The 18,889-nt window shown below is 57.4% G+C and carries 18 protein-coding genes; 6 read left to right on the top strand and 12 right to left on the bottom strand.

Features of this window, described 5'->3' with window-relative positions:
- Positions 1-59: 59 nt before the first annotated feature.
- The 5 genes from RBB75_RS17125 to RBB75_RS17105 all read right to left on the bottom strand — a co-directional run bounded on the left by RBB75_RS17125 (position 60) and on the right by RBB75_RS17105 (position 6,726).
- Positions 60-1,085, bottom strand: coding sequence for an aldo/keto reductase (locus tag RBB75_RS17125; protein WP_353068762.1), 1,026 nt, complete (start codon positions 1,083-1,085; stop codon positions 60-62).
- Positions 1,086-1,168: 83 nt separating this feature from the next.
- Positions 1,169-2,722 carry a VWA domain-containing protein gene (locus RBB75_RS17120; RefSeq protein ID WP_353068761.1) on the bottom strand — a complete coding sequence of 518 codons (1,554 nt, stop codon included), beginning with the start codon at positions 2,720-2,722 and terminating at the stop codon, positions 1,169-1,171.
- Between the two features lie 65 nt (positions 2,723-2,787).
- Positions 2,788-4,341, bottom strand: a complete 1,554-nt coding sequence (locus RBB75_RS17115; RefSeq protein WP_353068760.1) for a GMC oxidoreductase — start codon at positions 4,339-4,341, stop codon at positions 2,788-2,790.
- On the bottom strand, positions 4,338-5,414 hold the full coding sequence (locus RBB75_RS17110) for a CgeB family protein (protein WP_353068759.1): 1,077 nt from the start codon (positions 5,412-5,414) through the stop codon (positions 4,338-4,340). Before RBB75_RS17110 ends, RBB75_RS17115 begins: the two co-directional genes overlap by 4 nt.
- Positions 5,415-5,448: 34 nt before the next feature.
- Positions 5,449-6,726, bottom strand: a complete 1,278-nt coding sequence (locus RBB75_RS17105) for a magnesium transporter MgtE N-terminal domain-containing protein (RefSeq protein WP_353068758.1) — start codon at positions 6,724-6,726, stop codon at positions 5,449-5,451.
- A 226-nt stretch (positions 6,727-6,952) separates the two neighbouring features.
- Here RBB75_RS17105 and RBB75_RS17100 point away from each other — a divergent pair, with 226 nt between their 5' ends.
- A complete protein-coding gene (locus RBB75_RS17100) occupies positions 6,953-7,393 on the top strand; it encodes an ATP-binding protein (RefSeq protein WP_353068757.1) in 441 nt (146 codons plus the stop codon).
- A gap of 14 nt (positions 7,394-7,407) precedes the next feature.
- A complete protein-coding gene (locus RBB75_RS17095) occupies positions 7,408-7,755 on the top strand; it encodes an STAS domain-containing protein (protein WP_179637874.1) in 348 nt (115 codons plus the stop codon).
- Positions 7,756-7,828: 73 nt separating this feature from the next.
- Here the strand turns inward: RBB75_RS17095 and RBB75_RS17090 are convergent, their stop codons facing one another.
- The 3 genes from RBB75_RS17090 to RBB75_RS17080 form a co-directional block, all read right to left on the bottom strand.
- Entirely contained in the window at positions 7,829-8,413 is a 585-nt protein-coding gene (locus RBB75_RS17090; RefSeq protein ID WP_179637873.1) for a LemA family protein, read from the bottom strand.
- Between the two features lie 123 nt (positions 8,414-8,536).
- Positions 8,537-9,328 carry a TPM domain-containing protein gene (locus RBB75_RS17085; protein ID WP_353068756.1) on the bottom strand — a complete coding sequence of 264 codons (792 nt, stop codon included), beginning with the start codon at positions 9,326-9,328 and terminating at the stop codon, positions 8,537-8,539.
- 123 nt (positions 9,329-9,451) lie between these two features.
- Positions 9,452-10,129: a DUF4142 domain-containing protein gene (locus tag RBB75_RS17080; protein WP_353068755.1), complete on the bottom strand. Its 678-nt coding sequence runs from the start codon at positions 10,127-10,129 to the stop codon at positions 9,452-9,454.
- A 135-nt stretch (positions 10,130-10,264) separates the two neighbouring features.
- Here RBB75_RS17080 and RBB75_RS17075 point away from each other — a divergent pair, with 135 nt between their 5' ends.
- Positions 10,265-12,349, top strand: a complete 2,085-nt coding sequence (locus tag RBB75_RS17075) for a S9 family peptidase (protein WP_353068754.1) — start codon at positions 10,265-10,267, stop codon at positions 12,347-12,349.
- On the opposite strand, the gene RBB75_RS17070 is transcribed toward RBB75_RS17075, so the two are convergent.
- Positions 12,346-12,996 carry a class I SAM-dependent methyltransferase gene (locus tag RBB75_RS17070; RefSeq protein WP_353068753.1) on the bottom strand — a complete coding sequence of 217 codons (651 nt, stop codon included), beginning with the start codon at positions 12,994-12,996 and terminating at the stop codon, positions 12,346-12,348. The genes RBB75_RS17075 and RBB75_RS17070 overlap by 4 nt on opposite strands.
- Before the next feature lie 184 nt (positions 12,997-13,180).
- Between RBB75_RS17070 and RBB75_RS17065 the strand changes: the two genes are divergently transcribed.
- On the top strand, positions 13,181-13,855 hold the full coding sequence (locus RBB75_RS17065; RefSeq protein WP_353068752.1) for a hypothetical protein: 675 nt from the start codon (positions 13,181-13,183) through the stop codon (positions 13,853-13,855).
- On the opposite strand, the gene RBB75_RS17060 is transcribed toward RBB75_RS17065, so the two are convergent.
- Positions 13,852-15,723, bottom strand: a complete 1,872-nt coding sequence (locus RBB75_RS17060; protein WP_373563133.1) for an ABC transporter ATP-binding protein — start codon at positions 15,721-15,723, stop codon at positions 13,852-13,854. The two genes, RBB75_RS17065 and RBB75_RS17060, sit on opposite strands and share 4 nt — an antisense overlap.
- 69 nt (positions 15,724-15,792) lie before the next feature.
- Complete coding sequence (locus RBB75_RS17055; protein WP_353068751.1) at positions 15,793-16,170, bottom strand: hypothetical protein; 378 nt, start codon at positions 16,168-16,170, stop codon at positions 15,793-15,795.
- 262 nt (positions 16,171-16,432) lie between these two features.
- Between RBB75_RS17055 and RBB75_RS17050 the strand changes: the two genes are divergently transcribed.
- The gene (locus tag RBB75_RS17050; RefSeq protein ID WP_179637866.1) at positions 16,433-16,585 is read left to right on the top strand and encodes a hypothetical protein; all 153 of its coding nucleotides are present in this window, start codon (positions 16,433-16,435) and stop codon (positions 16,583-16,585) included.
- A 167-nt stretch (positions 16,586-16,752) separates the two neighbouring features.
- Here the strand turns inward: RBB75_RS17050 and RBB75_RS17045 are convergent, their stop codons facing one another.
- Positions 16,753-17,643, bottom strand: coding sequence for an SCO family protein (locus RBB75_RS17045; RefSeq protein WP_179637865.1), 891 nt, complete (start codon positions 17,641-17,643; stop codon positions 16,753-16,755).
- A gap of 61 nt (positions 17,644-17,704) precedes the next feature.
- Here RBB75_RS17045 and RBB75_RS17040 point away from each other — a divergent pair, with 61 nt between their 5' ends.
- A complete protein-coding gene (locus RBB75_RS17040; RefSeq protein WP_353068750.1) occupies positions 17,705-18,862 on the top strand; it encodes an MFS transporter in 1,158 nt (385 codons plus the stop codon).
- Positions 18,863-18,889 lie beyond the last annotated feature (27 nt).

Below are 18,889 nucleotides of genomic sequence, written 5' to 3'. Positions count from 1 at the left end.
CCTTTTTGAAGCGGCATCCAGCTTGCACCTGCTGGGCCTGTTTGTCCTGCAGATGGTGGCTATAGCCGGTTGCGTTCGGTTTGTGCGAGGCGATGGAGTTCTCTTGCGGGGGCTTCGAGGGTGCGGTCTTCGGCTGTCTTCGCGTTGGCTTGAATGTGGAGGGGATTTTTTGAGGAGAAGAGGATGATGCTCCTGGGATTCATGACGAGGGCGGCTTTGAGCATGAGGTGGGCGAGATGTTCGGGGTTGCTGAGGTCGATGTTCGTGGATGCGGACCAACGCTGGCAGAGCTGTTTATCTACGGACAGAGTGCGATGCAGAGAGCGGAAGTTTTCCGTGAGGGCGCGGTGATGGATGCGGAAGGGTGACGGCGGGAGGACAGCGGGTTTCTCCTCTACGCTGCGCTCCGGTCGAAATAGCGGGTTTGCTGCAGGGTCTGCTTCTGGGTCGAGGACGGACCACTCGTACTGGAGGGCGCGGCAGTAGGCGGGATGCTGGACGAGGAGGGAAGGGATTTTATCGGCGCTGCTGCCTATGCCGAAGGAGCCTATGGTTCCTTGCTGCACCTCTTCTTCGAGAAGGCTTAGGAGGGCTTCATCGCGCAGGTCGGCGGCTGTTGCCTCGTGAAGCAGCCATAGGTCTATGCGGTCGGTGCGAAGGGCGGCGAGGCTGCATTCGAGCGAGGCTTTGGCTTGCTGCGGCGTGAAGGTGGCCTTCTCGGTGGTTCGCATGGCTGCATTTGCGGCTTGGGCGAGACGGTGCTTCGCGCTTGGGACGGCTTTTAAGATGGGTCCGGCTACGCGGCGGGCGAGCGAGATCAGCGGCCTTTTTTTTGCAGGGGGTATTCCGTATTTTGTGGTGACGGTGACCTGGTCCCGATGGCGCTGGAGGAATTCGCCAAGGCAGCCCTCGGCTTCGCCGTAGCCGTACATGGGAGCGACGTCAAAGTGGCGAATGCCTGCGTCGAAGGCGGATTCGAGGATGGCGAGGGAGGCGCGGCGGCCAAGGGCGCCCATGAGGCTGGAGCTACCGAAGCCGAGGCGGGTGGTGGTGCGTCCAGTATCGGCTAGTTCGATGAGTTGCATTCCAGATGATTTTGGCTCAGACGGACGGAGATGGGAAGTGCTTGTTGTGGTGGCGGGTCAGGGTTGGGATTGGGTTGGGCACTTTAATTGTGTGGAGGTTCCATTCGTTTTGCGACGCTCACAGGAACCTGAATGGTGCCGAGGCGGCCGGTGGCGGTGTCCCATACAGCGACGATGAGGTAGTCGTCTCCCTTTGGAAGATTGAACTGCTGGTCGAAGGTGAGGCTGGCGTTCGGAGTTTTGCTCAGTTTGTCGCCTTTGAAGCTGAGTGTGAACTTCTGACCGAGGCGGCTGATGGAGCGGCCATATTGATTGAAGGCGAAGACGCCGGCTCCAATCTCGACACGCTGGCCGCCGGGGATGTTCTGCTGGACGAAGTCTGCCGCGGGCACGGTGTAGTGGATGGTGTAGACCGTCTGGTTTTTCTTCTCGGGGAGGGTTGGGGCGTCTCCTGAGACGGCTGTTGATGATGAGGGCCGCACGTCTGCGTAAAAGATGATCGGTTCGCTGTGATTCTCGGGAAGCTGGATCTTCTCGCCATTAGAGGTAAGTACGGTTCTCATGGTCTTTGAGTCTGACGGAGAGTTTCTCGGGTCGGAGATATTGGCGCCGTCGCCGTAGTAGCCGGTACGGTAGCTGAGGGTGTAGGGTCCGCCGTCGATGGTTACTTTAACGTTGTGCCACTTATTGTCTTGCTGGAAGTTGCGGGGGGAGTAGGAGAAGGAGTAGAAGTCGGCGTCGGTGGCGATGATCTTCGAGGAGATCTCGGCGAGTCCGTTGTTGTCGTAGAAGGCGCGTCCGCCGGTGGCTTTGGCTTCGTCGTCCATCTGCATGTGTTCCCAGACCGGGGGAGGGTCTATTGTGAGACCGCGAGCGTCGATGGGATAGAGTGCGATGCGGCTGGCCTCGAGTTCATCGTAGATGACGCGGAGGGCGTGATAGTCGATGGAAGGCGGAATATTGGATGCGTCTGACCTAAGAAGCAGGTTGGAGCCTGCGCTGAACCAGAGCACGTTTTTGCGTCCAGGAAGCTGGCCGAGATAGATGGCGATCTGCTGCATGGCCTGGAGGGAGTTGTAGCTCCACGCTCCTGGTAAGGGGAGGACGGGAACAGCTTTGCGGATGGCGGTGTGCAGGAGAGCGTGGTCCGTGGTGAAGTCCTGAAGCAATAGTGTGTACTCGCCGTTGTGAGCGAAGATGGCAAGCGAGTTTTGCGGAGGTAGAGCGTCGATGAAGTCGGTTAGCTGTTTGTAGAGGTACATCTGATCGACGATGTTGATGGTGACGGTGTCGAGGACGATGACGTTGAAGACCGGGGGCGGGTGGAGGAGGAAGGCGTTGCTGAAGGTGTGCGGGGCGGAGGGTGCCGCGGTCGGGGTGACTGCGGGCTGCGCGCCGGTGTGCTCCTCGAAGGAAGCGATCTCCTGCGGCTTCTTGTTGTCGAAGATGTGGAAGGCGGAGCGGCTCAGGTTATGAACTGGGTTGCCGTTCGCGTCGGTTACGGTGACGTCGGTGAGGACGACGCGGGCCTGGGTGTGCAGGGTGAAGCCGGATGGATCGGGAGACTGGGCTTGTATAGAGACTGCCATTGCCGAGAGTAAAACAGCCAACGCAGCGTGAGCGAAGCGAATGGACATGGCCTGTCTCTACTGAAGAACGCCTTCCCAGCGGTTTGACGGTGGAGAATGAGCGAAAGTTGCACTCAGGCGTTGTGCGTGCCTGAGAGATGGTCGCTGAGGCGCAGGGCCAGGGCGAGGACGGTGTGGGTGGGGTTGGAGAAGCCGGAGCTGGGGAACACGGCAGAGCTGCAGATGTAGGTGTTGGTGAGGCCGTAGAGGCGAAGGTCGGTGTCGACGATGCCGGTGGCGTCGGAGGTGGACATGCGCATACCGCCCATGTGGTGGTTGCTGTCGTCGCAGCGGGCGAGGAAGTTTGGACTGCCGGAGAGGAGGTCTTCGTTGGGGAGGATGCGGGCTACGCCGGCGAGGGCTCGCTGGGCGATGCGGACATACTGGCGGATGGTGTCCAGTTCCCTTTCGGAGATCTGCCAGTCGAAGCGGATTCGCAGAAGGCCGAGGGGGTCGCGCTGATCGGTGAGGGTGATACTGCTGTGGGAGGTTGGCTCCTGCTCGCAGTGGACGCGGAGGAAGATGCGGACCTCGGGTGGGCTGTAGGCGCGGCGTTTTACTTTATACCGCCAGCCCTGGTGGACGAGCATGGGGAGATGATTTGCTGTATGTCGCAGGTTGTCGCGGGTTACCTCACTGAAACGGCCGCGCATGAGGTTGCGGATGGTTGATTTGGCCTGACCGCGAGCTTTGCCGGTGTCCTCGAAGGACATGGTGGAGCCGATGTTGAGGGTGCCGTGGGCGGCCTGTGCTTGCGGTATGAGGCGTAGCTTGGGGAGGTATTTGAAGCCGTGGGCGAAGATGGGATCGAAGGTATCGTGGAAGCGCTTTGGGTCGAGCGGCTCGACGGCGGCGGCGTTGCAGTCGATGTGATCCTGGAAGTGCTGGCCAAGGAGGCCGGAGCGGTTCCAGGGCAGACCGCTGGGGCGAGGCTGGAGGAAGAAGCGCGAGTTTTCGATTCCGCCGAGGGCGAAGATGTAGTTGGGCGCACGGAAGATGGCTTCCTTGCCGGTGAGGGTACGTGCGCGAAGGCCGGTGGCGGCGGTGCCCTCGGTCATCAACTCGATCGCGCTGGCGTGAAGCCAGAGGTGGAGGTTGGGGTGCTCCCTAAGCGTCTTGTGATGGAGGCGGGCGAAGTTTGGCTCAGGACACCAGCGCGAGAGATAGGCTTCGAGATCTTCGAACTGGGTGAAGGGCAGGTTGAGGTCTTTCCAGACCTCCGCGTCGTTACGTTCGACTTTGGCCAGCCCCTCGAGGACGAGGGCGCGCTCGTAGAAGGAGGTCAACTTGGACTTTGGAAATGGCCAGCCGCTTTCTGGGACGCCTTGACGGGGGGTGAAGTCGAGGGCGTCGAGTTCGAGGATCTGGCCTCCCCAGCGGACCGTGGTTCCACCTTTCACACGTATGCGGCCGGTGTGGATGCCACGGTGCGGAAGGCCAGCGATCTCGCTGTCGTAGAGGGCCTGGGAAGAGTCTTCGCGGGTTGCGCCGCCGCCTTCGAGGAGGAGGATTTTCTTGCCCCTAAGCGCAGACTCTACGGCGAGGGTGATGCCTGCGGCTCCGGCGCCGACGATGCAGAGGTCCGCGTCGAGGACGGCAGGCTTCTCGTGGAGGAGATCGTAAATCACCGACTGCCCGCGTGCGTTGTTTTGGCAGAAGGCTTCAATCTTTCGATTATTGATTGGGCGCGCTCGACGATTAGTTCGACCTGTCGGTCGTTGTAGTAGCCGTCGCGTGCGGCGCGGATGCAGCCGGCTGCTGCGATGCGGTTCCGCGCTTCCTCGTCGGGCAGGTAGCGGCTGATCTTTGCGGCTAACTCTTCGAAGCCGGTGAAGAAGACCGCCTCTTCATCTTCTTTGAAGCGCTGCATGTGGCCATCGGAGCGCTCGGCGAGCAGGAAGCCTCCGCATCCGGCGATCTCGAAGCTCTTGTGCACGAACTCGTCGCAGTTGGAGTGGGTGATGAAGCTTAGGTTTATTTTTGATTTCCAAATGCCTTCGCGGTACTCATCGCGGAACAGCTCGCCTCCGTTAAAGAGGGCTTTGTAGGCGCTTACCTCCATGGCGCGGCCCCACTGGTGGGGGTTGCCGGAGATGACGACGGGAAAGCCGCAGTCGCGCCAGAGTCGCGTGAGGGTTTGGGCACGGTCGTCGTAGGGCGTCCCTATGAAGGAGACCTCGCGGTTTCGATCGGCGTCGGACCAGCCCTCCGGCGGCGGGAATTGTAGCGTGGGTTCGTAGGCGGTTTGAATCTTGATGACATCGCGCGCGCCACGCGATTTGTAGTCGAGGATGTTCTTGTCGCGCTGGACGACGTGGAGGTCGTAGTGGGGGATGTCCTTCATGTACATTCGCCAGCCTGGATCCTGGCGGGTTCCGAAGGGGTTGTCGATCATGTAGCTGACCGTTGCGATGTTCAAGGCGCGCATTCGGTCCAGCGTTCGAGGCCGGATGTAGAGGAGCTTGTCTGTCCAGAGGATGTCGGGTTTTTCGGCTTCTGCGATTTTGATCAGATCCGAGTTGAGCCGGGTTACGGAAGGTCCCAGGACGAGGCGCTGGTTTACCTTGCGCAGAACGGGATTTCTGGATTCGTAGTCGAAGACGTTGAAGGGAATGACCTGATGTCCGAGGCGCTCCAATGCCCAGAGGCGATAGAGGGAGGTGTCGTTGGGTGAGAGCCCGGTAGCGTACAGAATCTTCATGCGATGCTGCGTTTCCTTTTACACGATGTCTGTTTTAGCGGCTCGCCCGCAAGAGGGCAATCACCTGTTCGGCGTGAATGACGCCGGTGAGATGCTTTTCGTTATCGATTACCGGAAGTGAGCGCAGGTTGTACTTGTCGAACAGCTCGGCTACCTTGCGGCCGTTGGCATCTACGTTGCACGTGACGAGATGACTGTGCGGCATATTGGTCAGGGGCGTGCCGGGCGCCGCGAGCAAGAGCTGGACCAGCGGAACCAGTGCGATGATCTTCTCGTCTTCGTCGAGCAGATAGATGTCGGTGATCATGTCGATATCGCCTTCGTAGTCGCGCAGTGCGCCGATTGCGTGATCGACGAGTGCTGCGGAGGGCAAGGCAATGTACTCGGTCGTCATTCGGCCAGCAGCGGAGTTGCCGGCGAACTCGAGGAGGTCTTCGACCTCCTGGCGCTCCTCTGGGTCCATCTCCTCGAGGATGGCTTCGGAGCGCTCGTCGGTGAGCTCGGAGAGAAGGTCGGCGGCGGCGCCGGGGTCCATCTCTTCGACGATTCCTGCGATTTGCTCCGAGTCGAGCGACTCTATCAACGCCTGCTGCATCTTGGGCTTGACCTCCTCGAGGGCCTCGGCTGCAACCTCCTCGTCGAGGGAGACAAAGAGAGCGTGGCGCTCGGCGGGGGCCAGCTCTTCTAGGATGTCCGCGATGTCAGACGGATGCATCTTCGAGAGGCGATCCTGCTCGATCTTGAGGCGGACGCGGCGGGCGGGGTCGCGGTCGATGAGGTCGACGAAGTCCCATGGGATGACGCTGGCGCCAAAGCGGGAGGAGATGCGGTCGACCGAGGTTGAAGGCAGACCTTTGAGGAGGCGCCGGACGGCTCCGCGCATGCCGACTTCGACCTCGGCGATACGCAGCGAGAGGTCGGGAAGGTCTTCCTGGCAGTTCTCCCACACCAGATCGACGTCGTTGACGCGGACGACCTTGTGGCCATGCACGTCGATGATCTGCTGATCGAGCAGATCGCGCTCGAGGAGGAGAAAGCTCTCATCTTCAGGCAGTGGAGTGGGTTGCGCGGACTCGCGGAGCTGCATGGTGCCATCGGGGCTGAGTTCGAGTTGGGAGATCAGGACCAGGGAGGGCTTATCGGTTCGCTTGGAGGAGGCCAATTTGAGGACGACCCCGTGGATATGAGCCGCATCGACCGAAGGCGCCACGGCCAGCTCTCGCACGTGGCCCAAGGTGGCTCCCTGGGCGTCGGCGACGGCCGATCCCATGAGGGCTGAGACGCTGGTCCTTTGATTGGCGTGCCTGGTCATAACGGGTCTGCGTTCTCCAACATAACCTGTAATCGCATGTTAGCCCACCTTGAGCACGACAAGTTGCAGGAAAGAGCCGGTCTGGTCAACCCCTGGGGCCAAAAAAGAGTCTGAAATTGCAGAAGAAGGACGGGTAACCTTGACATTCAAGAAATCCACAAGCAAACTGCCATCATCGCTGTTGTCTGACGTTGACGACTGGCATACCAGCACTGCAAGGACTGCTTTGGCCGATTCAACGACTATGCGCGCCAGCTACACATTGGACTCGTCTCTCGACAGCGTTAATAAGATCGAGCAGATCGGAGAGCAGTTCGCCGAAAAGGCGGGGTTCGATGAAGACACGGTTCCCCACATCGCCATGGCGGTGCGCGAGGCCGCAGTGAATGCGGTGCTGCACGGGAACTCGTACGACACCAACAAACACGTGGTTGCTTCGTTCGAGACGACGTCCGACTCGCTGATTATCAGGATTTCTGACCAGGGCCCTGGGCTTGATCCAGACAAGATTCCCGACCCGCTGGCGCCGGAAAATATCCTCCGCGGCTCTGGTCGCGGTATCTTTCTCATCAAGGCTTTCATGGATGAGGTAAACTTTCGGCAGTTACATCCGGGCACGGAACTGACACTTATCAAGCATCGAACACCCGCGCAGTCGGGGACCTAAGGAGAACACTAGACATGAGCATGAAAGTAAAAACTCGCCAGGTGGATGGAATCACCATTCTGGATCTTAGCGGCCGCATCACTCTTGGCGAAGGCAGTGTGACGATCCGCGACGCCGTGCGCGATGTTCTGGCGAAGGGTTCCAATAAGATTCTGCTCAACCTTGGCGACATCAGCTACATCGATAGCTCGGGCATCGGCGAGCTGGTCAGCGCCTTTACCACCGTCAAGAACAGTGGTGGCGAGCTGAAGCTGCTGAACCTGACGAAGAAGGTTCACGATCTGCTGCAGATCACCAAGCTTTACACCGTCTTCGACGTCAAGGACGATGAGGCGACCGCGATCTCTTCGTTCATCAAATAAAAAAAACAGGGCAATAAAAAAGCCGCCGCTAAATGCGACGGCTTTTTTATTGGGCCAGGTCAGTTCGCTTCGTCTACTTTGAGAAGTCGACCTTCGGCGCCACACCGTTCTCTGGGTTGCCCTTGAAGTACTCGTCGCGGTAATGAAAGCCAGCGATGTTGGCCCAGATGCTTTGAGGAAACTGCCGGACGTAAACATTGTAATCCTCAAGGGTCTTGTTGTACCGCTGACGTTCGACGGCGATACGATTCTCCGTTCCAGACAGTTCGTCAGTGAGTCGGGTGAACTGCTCGTTCCCCTTGAGGTTGGGATACTGCTCCTGCAGACGGAAGAACGGGCCAAGGGCCACGTCCAGCTTGGCGTTGGCGTTAATGTTGGCGGAGTGGTCGCTGCCTGCTGCGAGGACACCGGCGCGGGCGTTGGCAATGTTGGTCAAAATTGTTGATTCTTCGGCGACATACCCCTTCACCGAGGCGACTAGATTAGGAATAAGGTCAAGACGTCGCTGCTGTACGACGTTGACCTGTGAGAACGCCTGGTTGACGGATTCATTCTTCTGCACCAGCGTGTTCTTGGCGCCGATGTAGCTGCCTCCTACAAAAAGGAGAACGACGATGAGAAGAGCTACAACACCCAGCACAACCCATAAAGATTTCATGTTTCCTCAATTCCCTTCGTCTGAAGTTTCGATGTCCCGACAGGTGGTGTCTCCGGCTGTACTGTATCACTGTAACCGTATTTCTTTGTTTACCTTTGCAGCAACCTGATGATTTTCAGGTCTTCAAAAGTCTCCGCTGGCACCGCCGCCTCCTGAACTTCCGCCTCCGAAGCCGCCAAAACCGCCTCCACGGTCGTCATCGCGCCCACGTCCGCCCCCGCCGAAACCACCTCCCCCGCCTCCCATCAGATTTCCCAGGAGAAAAAAGATAAGGCCGGTGTTCCCAGTTTTGACAAGGAAGAAGAGGATCAGCAGGATCACTCCTCCACCGATCACGACCTCTGTGAGGCTCAGTTGAACGGGCTCCTGCTGGCGGTGGTATTGATGAACCGGCTGGTCGAGGTTGAGGGTGACTCCTGCATCGGTCGCGATGATTCGGGCGATCTGCGTTACGCCGAGTGGGATGGCTGTATTAAAGTCGCCCTGACTGGCCGCGGGAACCATCGAACGGCCAATGTCGCCCACTTTGGCGTCGTTGAGAATGCCCTCCAAACCGTAGCCGACCTCTATGCGGTAGCGCCTTGGGGTGTTGGTTGAGAAGAGCACCAGGACACCCCGGTCAGTTCCCTTTGCGCCAACCTTCCATTTATCTTCAAGCGACGTGGCAAACTCTTCGATCGACTGGTCGCCGTCGAGGGTTTTGACGGTAACGACCGCGATCTGCGCATGGGCCTGGCGGTCAACCTGGGTGCAGAGGTTTTCGAGGCTGGATTTGGTCGAGGGAGAGAGGACGCCGGCGAAGTCGCTGACATAGCCGGTGGGCGCCGGGAGCGTAGCCACCGACTCCGCTGTCACCACAAGCGAGGGCGCGAAGATCAGGAGGACGACGGCCAGCCATCGCGAAAGATAGTTCATCGATGGCCATTCTACCCCCTGATGGTTTCTGCCGTTGATGAGTGTGGAATAACAATTGAGTTACTTGCGCGAAAAAAGAGGGTGCACATGGCACCCTCGACCACCAGAACCGAAGAACAGACGTTACATGGTAGGACTAGCTGATTTGGCGCCGTGTTGCGGCATGGTAACGCCTTTGTCGCGAGCGAGCTTATCGACCATCATGCTGTGTTCATGAATAACCTTCGTTGCGTTGTTGACCGCGGTCTGAAGGGTCGGATCGGTTGTGCTGGCTGCCTCCTGGCGGAACTCGTGCAGGTCCTTGTGATGGTCCTTCACCATAAAGGACAAGTACTCCGTATTGAAGTCGTTGCCTGAGAGTCCGTTGAGTTTGTCGTACTCGGCCTGATCTTCCTTGTTGAGATTTGTTGGCAGGCGCACGCCCATGGAGTCCGCGATTGGGGCCATGTCGTTGTTGAGTTTGGTGTGGTCGTCGACCATCTTCTGGCCAAAGGCTTTGACCTCGTCGCTGCTTCCCTTTTGAGCCGCGAGTTGGCCAAGTTTCACTTCAGCCATGCCTCCTTGCGCGGCTTTACGAAGGAACATTTTATCTTTCATGTTCTGAGCGGTGTCTCCGGAGTTGGCGGCGGAATCCTGCATGGAGGTGGCAGAGGCGGGGACTTGCTGCGCTCGATTGGGCTGCGTCTGCGAGGCTGGGGGAGACATAGGGTCAGACTGAGCCAGAACAGATGCGGGGACGAGAATTGCTGTACAGAGGATCAGGATTTGAGGGATTTGGCTGCAAGCTGAACTTAGTTTCATGATTATGCTCCAGTTGCGGACGACTTGTTTCGGTCATGCCGCAGATGACCATGCTTGTTGGGTGTATTCGGCCAACTTATGGTTGCCTCTCGAAGCGCGAAGGACGCTGTATCCTGTGCAGGGAGCTTCAAACTAATGACGCAAAGCATCATCCTGCCACCCCAGGCTCGCCAGGAACCTACGCCCACAACGCTGCATGGACAGACACTTGAAGATAACTACCGGTGGATGAGGGATAAGTCTTCGCCCGAGGTGCTGGCTCATCTTAAGGCGGAGAACGCTTATACACTCTCCGTGATGGCGGGAACCGAGGGTCTGCAGAAGAAGCTGTACGACGAGATGCTGTCGCATATCAAAGAGACGGATGTTTCCGTTCCCTATCGAAATCGGGGCTGGTTCTACTATGTCCGTACTGTGGAGGGGAAACAGTACCCGATTCACTGCCGACGACTGGCTGTGGGAGCAGCGTATGACGAGTCGCAGCCGGAAGAGATTCTGCTGGATGTGAACCAACTTGCAGAGGGCCAGTCGTTTATGGCATTGGGCGCGCTGTCAGTAAGCATCGACGATACGAAACTTGCCTACTCCACCGATAACACGGGCTTTCGACAGTACACGCTGCATGTACGCGATCTGAAGACCGGCCTGGACTTACCGGACAGTGCAGAACGGGTGGGCTCGATCGCGTGGGCCGCAGACTCGCACACACTCTTCTACACGACTGAGGATGAGGTGACGAAGCGGCATGATCATCTCTTTCGGCATCGTCTGGGCGACTCCTCAGAGAGCGATGTTTTGATCTACGAAGAGAAAGATGAACGCTTCAACGTGGGAGTGGGCAAGACTCGTGACAACGAGTACCTGCTGATGGAGGCGGGGAGCCATACAACTAGCGAGTGCCGTTTTCTCTCTGCGAAGACTCCTGAAGGCGAGTTTCAGATGATTGCGCCACGCGTCGATGAGCAGGAGTACGCGGTCGATCATCGCAAGGGCTTGTTCTACATTCGAACGAACGATGTGGGTAAAAGCTTTCGTGTGGTGACGACCAGAGTGGAGACGCCAGAACGAGATTTCTGGGAGGAGTTGATTCCGTTACAAGCAGACGCGCCGCTTGAAGACTTCGATGTCTTCGATTCGTTTTGCGTTTGTTCGCGGCGCAGACTTGGTCTTCCTACCCTTACGGTCATCGAATTCGGCATGGCAAAGGGAGTCGGCCTATCGCGAGAGATCGCATTTCCAGAGCCGGTTTATGCTGCCGCGACGAATATGAATCCGGAGTTTGCAACAGAGAAGCTTCGGTATAGCTATACATCGCTGGTGTCGCCTGCTTCAATTTACGAGTATGACCTGCGGTTGGGGACGTCGCAGCTTTTGAAGCAGCAGGAGGTTCCGGGCGGCTTCGATTCGTCTCGTTATGCTTCGGAGCGAGTCTGGGTTGAGACTTCTGACGGGGTGAAGATTCCGGTTTCTGTTGTTTATCGACGTGATTCTTTTACGCGAAACTCTACTAACCCTGTTTATGTTTATGGGTATGGCTCATATGGATATCCGCTTCCCATCGGGTTCAGCTCGTCGCGGTTGTCGCTGCTGGATCGAGGTGTGGTGATCGCTTATGCGCACATTCGTGGTGGTGGCGAGATGGGAGATTTGTGGCACGATGCCGGCAAGATGATGGTGAAACGCAATACGTTCAGCGACTTCATCGCGGTGACTGAGCAGTTGGTCGCGAAGGGGTACGGGGCCAGGGATCGGGTTGCAATTGAGGGTGGGAGTGCGGGTGGGTTGTTGATGGGTGCGGTGGTCAATGAGCGGCCAGAGTTGTTTCGGGTGGTTCTGTCGCACGTTCCGTTTGTGGATGTGCTGAACACGATGCTTGACGCGAGTTTGCCACTGACTGTGGCGGAGTATGAGGAGTGGGGGAATCCGAACGAGGCGGAGGCTTTTGAGTACATGCGGTCTTACTCGCCGTATGACAACCTCAAGGCCGGAGAGTATCCGGCCTTGCTGGTGAAGACGAGCCTGAACGACTCCCAGGTGATGTACTGGGAGCCGGCGAAGTATGTGGCTAAACTGCGCACGCTGAAGACGAACGATGCTCCACTACTGCTGCACATCAATATGGATGCCGGACATGGTGGTGCTTCGGGGCGGTACGACTATCTGAAAGAGATTGCGTTCGACTATGCGTTTTTGCTGACCGAACTTGGAGCGGCGGACTAGGGTCCGCCTCTTCCGTCAGACCGATTGGAACGCTTGCGCAGCACCCAGGTTGTCATGCATCGATAGTCCTGCACGATTGTTGTCTTCAGCTGGTCCACCATGACGGCATCCAACTGCTGGGTCAACTGCATCAGCATGGCCTCGTCGACCAGGAACCACTCCGATCCGTCGTTGATGCGATAGATGTTGGGTCGCACCTGTTCGAAGTCCATGCCGATGCGCGAACCCAGACGGCAGAAGAGCATACCTCCTGGGCGCAGAACTCGCCATAGCTCTTCGAGCATTGCGAGGAAATGAGATTCGTCGTGCGCGAAGTGCAGCACTGAGCTGCAGATCACCACGTCTGCAAAGTTATGTGGCAGGTTTATTTGTTCGAGGTTTCCCACTTGAAAGTTGGTTGACGGCAGGGTTGGGGCTAGTTCTGCTGCAAGCGCTCGGACGTGCGCTACTCCTTCTGTGTTTGCGTCTATCGCGAAGATCTCGCAACCCTCTCGTAGAAGGTGCACGAGATTTCTGCCGTAGCCACAGCCGGCGTCAAGGACGCGCATATCGGGAGTGATGTTCCCTCGCAGAATCTGGTCGAAGACGTAGATATCAATCTGGCCGAACTGCTCCTGCACGTTCATTGCTGTTTCAGCAATCGACATCGATACTCCAATGTTTCCAATTTGGCTATTCGCGTTCGATCGCGATTTGCAATGTGCACCATCTCATCAGTGTACAGATCGCGTTCGCATGGAACGTGAGCGATGACTATTTGAAGAACATTGGAATTGCAATCTGCTTCTTGACTAGCGAACATGAGGTAACTTATTTTAGCCGTTAAAAATAATGGACAAACGTATAAACATCCATTTAAATCGTCGGATGCAAACACTTGGGCTTTCGTCTCAACCACAACCAACGGACAATCTCTTTAAGCGTCTTTTCTGGCCTGCGATCGAGAGCCAATACGATGTTGATTTGATTGGACAACAGGGATTTTGGGTCTGCACTGTAGTTGCGGTGTTATCGCTTGGCATGATGACCCTTCTTCACATGCCTCTTACCGGCCTGTTTACTGCAGTTGTGTTTTTTCTAGGCGGATGCGGTGTTCGACAACAAAGTGTTGCCGCTGCTGGTCTGGTTTTCGCTCTTTATTTAACCAACCTAGTCGGAGGCCTGGTGCTTGGCAGTTTCGGTAATCCGCTGATCCAGCTTATTGTTTTGATGCTTTTGTTCGCCAATGTTCGGGCTACTGTTCTATCGCGGCGCTGGATGGCTCAACCAGTCGATACCATCGACCAGGAGCTTCCAGAGAGATCCATGGAAACCGTAACAGACAAATTTGCAAATGGCTTGCCAGCATTGCTTTGGGCTAAGAGCCGATACGCTTTCTTTCCGCTCGCCGGCGTGCTTCTGCTGCTTTCAATTGCTGGCGTCGTTCTGATGAAGAAGCAAGCCCTAATCAGAACTGCGACGCCAGTAGGTGCCACTACAACTTTAGATGTCGGCCCATCGAACTAAACCTTAACAGTCGCCGAGTCTTCGATCTTGTCGCCTTCTCCTGGCGCAAGAAAGAGATTTGTTTCGAGGCCGTGCTGGCGGGTGTAGAGGTCGTAGTAGCGGCCTTGCAGTTTATAGAGCGAGTCGTGGGTACCGCGTTCGACGATCCTTCCCTGCTCGATGACGAGAATCTGGTCGGCGCGGCGGATGGTGGAGAGGCGGTGCGCGATGACGAAGGTGGTGCGGCCCTGCATAAGGAAGTTGAGGCCACTCTGGATGAGAGCTTCGGACTCTGAGTCGAGCGAACTGGTGGCTTCGTCGAGGATGAGGATGCGCGGATCGGCGAGGATGGCGCGGGCGATGGAGATACGCTGGCGCTGGCCGCCGGAGAGCTTGACGCCGCGTTCGCCGACGATGGTGTCGTACTGCTCGGGAAAGCGTTCGGCGAACTCGTCAACCCGGGCTATGCGGCTGGCCTCCATCAGTTGCTCTTCGGTGGCCTGCGGGCGGCTGAAGAGAATGTTCTCGCGGATGGTGCCGTCGAAGAGGAAGGTCTCTTGCAGGACGACTCCGAGTTGCTGGCGGTAGCTGCTGAGCCGGATGGTCGCGAGATCGATGCCGTCGATGAGTACGTGGCCGCCGACGGCGTTGTGGAAGCCGCAGATGAGGGAGATGATGGTGGACTTGCCGGAGCCTGAAGAACCTACAAGTGCGGTGACGGTGCCGGGTTTGGATTCGAAGCTGATGCCGTGGAGGACTGGCTTGTCGGTCTCGTAGGCGAAGGTTACGTCTTGAAAGGCTACGTCGCCGTGGATGGGATTGATGGCGACAGTGCGATTGGGCTCGCTGTCTTCTTCGCGTTCGTTCAGAATCTCGGTGGTACGGTCGAGGCCTGCGAGGGCTTCGGTAAGCTGGGTCCCGATGGAGACAAGTTGCACGATAGGGGCCACCATGAAGGCGAGCAGCATGGTGTACTCCACATAACCGCCTACATCGAGGCGGTGGGCTGCGATCTCTTTCGCGCCGAGATACATGATGAGACCACCGACAACTCCGAGCACCATCGTGGAGGAGAGGGTCATCAGCGACTGGGCGGTGATGGAGCTAATTACGTTTTTGAGGAGCCGCTCTACGCCGCGGGCAAAGACACGGGCTTCACTCTCTTCGGCGTGATAGCCCTTGACGACGCGGACACCGCCGAGCGATTCAGTGAGACGGCCAGTGACCTCGGCGTTGATTTTGGAGCGTTCGCGGAAGATGGGACGGATGGTTTTGAAGGCCTTCTGCAAGATGAGGCCAAAGACGAGCAGGATGCAGACGGTGAGCAGAGTCATGCGGCCGCTGATGCGAATCAGAATGCAGAAGGCGATGATTGCGGTGATAATTCCGCCGACGAACTCGAGCAACCCTGTGCCGACCAGATTGCGGACGCCTTCGACGTCGGTCATGATGCGGGCGACCAGGGTGCCGGTTCGATTCTCGTCATAGAAGGCTACAGGCAAGCGGCCGATGTGTTGTTGAACGCGGGTGCGAAGCTCGGAGATGAGCCGCTGGCCAGCGGTGGAGAGGAGCTGGGTGAGGGTGTAAGAGGTGACTCCCTGCAGGAAGGTGGCGGTGGCGACGGTTCCGATGATCCACGGCAGCAGGTTTAACTGATGCTTGTACATCACATTGTTGATGAGGTAGCGCGAGGAGACCGGCAGAGCGAAGCTGCAGAGACGGTTGATGATCATCAGCAGGAAACTGCCGCCGAGCAGCCACCGGCGGGGCTTGACGAGCTTCCATACCTCCGGCATGACCTTGGTGAGTTTGGGCTTGGGGCGTGAGGCAGTGAGGTCGGCCGCTGTGGCTCTGCCGGTGCCGCGAGAGGGACGGTCTGCGGCTTTCATACCGCCGCCAAAACTGGATGGACCGAAGGAAGAGGACATGGCTAAGTTGAGTTTACGCTGGAGCCGAAGCTAGGCGAGTCGAGCGCGGCGGGCAGAGATGAAAGAACGGACGCAAAACAGCACATAGATCAAGCAGAATAAGCAGAGCGCGCCCTTCTCTTCGACGGCGATGGGGTGAGGAAATATGGCGCCGCGGGCGAGCTTGAGCGTGTCGATGGCCGAGGGAATCATTCCTAGAAAGACCAGCAAGGCTACGGTGACGGAGATGTGCATCCAGAGCATGCGTTTTTTGGAATCATCGGTATTCGCCATGACGCCAAAGAGGACGAAGAAGATGCCGATTCCGCTAGGGATGAGGGCAGTAGGGTGAGAGCTACCCGTCGTGACGTATCCGGTGATGCCAAGCAAGATGAGCAGAATGCCAAAGGCGATGGTGAGCTTTGCCATAAGGGTGGAACTCCTTGATAGAACCACAATCAGGATACTTGAATGGCTTGGGCGTCCGCCTGCAGAGGGCAGGAAAGGGGCATAATCGCAAAAATACCCAGTCCGAAAGCTGGGTATTATCGCGAAGAGACATTGTCCTTTTTTATCCTAAAAATCGGCTCACGAATTATCTTGGACCGCTCGACATGTGCGACATTGCAGTCTCATAGCCGCGACGGAAACCCTCGCGATAGTCACCTCGCGCACTGGAGGGTACGTGGGGATGACGGTACTCATCGCGGTTATTTACGTCGGGGCGACGGTGATTGTCAAAGTCCTTGCGCGCTCCCTCGATGCCGTCATGAAAGCCCTGACGTTGAATATCGCGGAACTCCTGCGGTGGAGCGTCCCAGCCACCTGGTCCCTGTCCGTATGACTGAGGTGATGGAGCGTATGGCTGAGCTAACACAATACCTGGCGTTACAAGGGCAATAGCGAGTGCTGGAATAGCAAGTCGATTCATTTTCATTTTGATCGTAACCTCCGTGCGTGTTCTGCACAGGTGATCAGATGACAGATTCTGCTTCTTCCGTTGTCTGAAGGTTAGGCGGCGCTCTTTTTGATTGCGGCTAATACATCTTCTGGCTTCCACTCGTTGGTGGGATACCAGTCGACGATCTTGCCGTCTTTATTGATGAGGACTGTAGAAAGAGAGTGGGTAAGGGATTTGCTGTCGCCTGGGGTGACACCTACGTTGAAAAATTGTGTCATTGCAGGCAACTCTTTCTCTGGAGGTGCGGCGAAGTCCCAGTGAAGAAACTTTTCGTTAGTGTAGTTGCCGGTGTAGGCGCCGCCGTAGCTCCGAAGAACCTTTGGCGTGTCGTAGGTGGGGTCGAAGCTGACGCTGATGAGGTGGGTTTGTTTGTAGAGGGCTGGGTTGGCTGCAAGAGCTTTGTCGATGCTGGCGAAGTTGTGGCTCATGCGGGGGCAGAAATCTGCGAGCTGACAACGAGTGTAGATGAAGGTCATCAACACGACCTTACCCTTGAACTGGTCGAGGTGAATTGTTTGGCCGCTCTGGTTGAGGAGTTTGAAGTTGGGTACGAGATCGCCTGTGGTGGGAACGTGATAGGAGACGGGAGGCTTGTAGTCAGGGCGGGCCTGCGCGATGACGACGATGTCTTTGAGGCGAACATTTTCGAAGCTGTCGCCCTGCTTGTCGGCGAGGACCTTGGCGGTGATGCGGTCGCCGGGGTGGAGCTCGCTTACCACACTTGGGTCAGCGAGTTTATAGTCCATGGTCATCGCCTCCATGAAGCCGGGAACCTGTTCGCCGTCGAGGGTGATGCGCGTGGTATCGGTGGAGACGACCTGGCCGCGAATTGTGAATGTATTTGCGGCTGAGGCTGACCTGGATGGGATTGGTGATGCGTTTTGGTGACAGCCAGCGAGAAGAACAAAAGAGGCGAGGAGAAATAAAGGCTTGCGGGGCACGGGCAGACTCCTGAGTCAATGATAATGGCTGAACGGTGAGATTACGCAAGGGGGGCCATTGATGGAGCGAAGTAAGAACGGGGTGCCTTCTCTGGGGCTGATGCATTTTGGGCTGATGCTTACCGGGCTTGGAACCGCACTGCTGGGGCCGATTCTTCCTTTGCTGGCCAAGCAGTGGGAGATGGTGGACTCGCAGAGCGGTCTTTTGATGATGGCGACGTTTTGTGGCGCTTTTCTTGGTGGAGTGACGGTGTCACCGAGGCTGAGATGGAGTCTGCTGGTGGGACTGGCAGCCGGCGCGGTGGGGTTCGGAGGCTTTGCGCTGTCTCCGTCGATGGCATTGGGTTGCGTAGGTTTGTTTGTGGGCGGATTTGGGCTTGGACAGATCATTACTTCGATCAACATCCTGGCTGGCCGCAGGTTTACGGCGCATCGCGGCTCTGCTCTGTCACTGTTGAATTTTTCGTTCAGCCTAGGAGCCATGCTGTCTGCGCTGCTGGCGGCGTGGTTGTTACCGCACTTTGCTTTGAAGAGAGTGCTTGAAGGATTCGCTGGACTGTTTGTGATTGGGCTGTTGGTGCTGTGGAGGCAGATGGGCGGAGAGGTCCCGGATGTTGACCGCTTCGACGCTGCACGGGTAGAAGCTGGTTTGCAGGTTGGTTTGAGGGGGCGAGTCTATCTGTACTTCGCTGGGTTGCTTGTGCTTTACGGTGGACTGGAGACGTGCTTAAGCGGATGGCTGACGACGTTTGCGCTGCGTTATGGGGATAAGACGCTGGCGGTGAGCGAGTATACGACGCTGCTGTTTTGGATGGCGTTGACCTTTGGGCGGCTGGGCGCTTCGGCGATACTGATGCATGTGGGAGAGAAGACTATGCAGCGATGGAGCCTGACACTGGCTGCTGGATTCACAGCGGCCCTGGCGATGGCACATTCCGCGGGGACGATTGCGATCTTTGCTGTGCTTCTCGGGTTTAGTCTTGCGCCATTCTTTCCAGCTACCTTCGCACTGCTGATGGCAGAGCGGCCTAAGGCGCGGCAAGCGGGGATTGTGGTTGCAGTTTCGGGGCTGGGGGCAGCGGCACTGCCGTGGATGATGGGAGTAGTTTCTACGAGGAATGGATCGCTGCAACTGGCGCTTGCATTGCCCTTTGCGGCCGCGCTGGGACTGCTCGCGATGAGTTTGTTTACACCTCGGAGGCTGCTGGTCGGGGACTGAATTCGGAGTCTGCTTTTCCTGCGGCGT

The sequence above is a fragment of the Tunturibacter empetritectus genome, from assembly GCF_040358985.1.
GTDB lineage: Bacteria > Acidobacteriota > Terriglobia > Terriglobales > Acidobacteriaceae > Edaphobacter > Edaphobacter empetritectus.
The sequence above is the reverse complement of the archived record's forward strand: the minus strand, read 5'-3'. Positions and strand labels throughout refer to the sequence as shown.

Coding starts and splice junctions, on each gene's coding strand:
- RBB75_RS17125 (WP_353068762.1), bottom strand. CDS start 1,085: ATGCAACTCATCGAACTAGCCGATACTGGACGCACCACCACCCGCCTC.
- RBB75_RS17120 (WP_353068761.1), bottom strand. CDS start 2,722: ATGTCCATTCGCTTCGCTCACGCTGCGTTGGCTGTTTTACTCTCGGCA.
- RBB75_RS17110 (WP_353068759.1), bottom strand. CDS start 5,414: ATGAAGATTCTGTACGCTACCGGGCTCTCACCCAACGACACCTCCCTC.
- RBB75_RS17105 (WP_353068758.1), bottom strand. CDS start 6,726: ATGACCAGGCACGCCAATCAAAGGACCAGCGTCTCAGCCCTCATGGGA.
- RBB75_RS17095 (WP_179637874.1), top strand. CDS start 7,408: ATGAGCATGAAAGTAAAAACTCGCCAGGTGGATGGAATCACCATTCTG.
- RBB75_RS17090 (WP_179637873.1), bottom strand. CDS start 8,413: ATGAAATCTTTATGGGTTGTGCTGGGTGTTGTAGCTCTTCTCATCGTC.
- RBB75_RS17085 (WP_353068756.1), bottom strand. CDS start 9,328: ATGAACTATCTTTCGCGATGGCTGGCCGTCGTCCTCCTGATCTTCGCG.
- RBB75_RS17080 (WP_353068755.1), bottom strand. CDS start 10,129: ATGAAACTAAGTTCAGCTTGCAGCCAAATCCCTCAAATCCTGATCCTC.
- RBB75_RS17075 (WP_353068754.1), top strand. CDS start 10,265: ATGACGCAAAGCATCATCCTGCCACCCCAGGCTCGCCAGGAACCTACG.
- RBB75_RS17070 (WP_353068753.1), bottom strand. CDS start 12,996: ATGTCGATTGCTGAAACAGCAATGAACGTGCAGGAGCAGTTCGGCCAG.
- RBB75_RS17065 (WP_353068752.1), top strand. CDS start 13,181: ATGGACAAACGTATAAACATCCATTTAAATCGTCGGATGCAAACACTT.
- RBB75_RS17060 (WP_373563133.1), bottom strand. CDS start 15,723: ATGAAAGCCGCAGACCGTCCCTCTCGCGGCACCGGCAGAGCCACAGCG.
- RBB75_RS17055 (WP_353068751.1), bottom strand. CDS start 16,170: ATGGCAAAGCTCACCATCGCCTTTGGCATTCTGCTCATCTTGCTTGGC.
- RBB75_RS17050 (WP_179637866.1), top strand. CDS start 16,433: ATGACGGTACTCATCGCGGTTATTTACGTCGGGGCGACGGTGATTGTC.
- RBB75_RS17040 (WP_353068750.1), top strand. CDS start 17,705: ATGGAGCGAAGTAAGAACGGGGTGCCTTCTCTGGGGCTGATGCATTTT.